The 244-nt window shown below is 50.0% G+C and carries 1 protein-coding gene; it reads right to left on the bottom strand.

The annotated features are described in order from the left end of the window. Window positions 1-84: 84 nt before the first annotated feature. Window positions 85-216: an acyl-CoA dehydrogenase family protein gene (locus FS736_RS23915; protein WP_260983705.1), complete on the bottom strand. Its 132-nt coding sequence runs from the start codon at window positions 214-216 to the stop codon at window positions 85-87. Window positions 217-244 lie beyond the last annotated feature (28 nt).

The following is a 244-nucleotide window of genomic DNA, read 5'->3' as shown; positions in this document are numbered from 1 at the left end:
CTCACCCCCTCTTCTCTCCATTCCCCCAACCTCCCAACCTCCATTCCCCTCCCTCAATCCAAAACCCCCTACCTTTTCCCCTTTTCACTCACCAACTAAATACTTCTCTTTTTCCTCTTCATTTCCCCATTCCACCACACTCATACTCTTTACCCCACTCTCAACCCACACTGCCCTCCTCAACCCACTATCCCCCCGCTCAACTTCTTCACACACAATTCCCACTCAATTATAATCCATCCCC

This window comes from Cytobacillus oceanisediminis 2691 (assembly GCF_007678455.1).
Lineage (GTDB): Bacteria > Bacillota > Bacilli > Bacillales > Cytobacillaceae > Mesobacillus > Mesobacillus oceanisediminis_A.
Note: the sequence above shows the minus strand (reverse complement) of the source record. Positions and strands in the feature narration are given on the sequence as shown.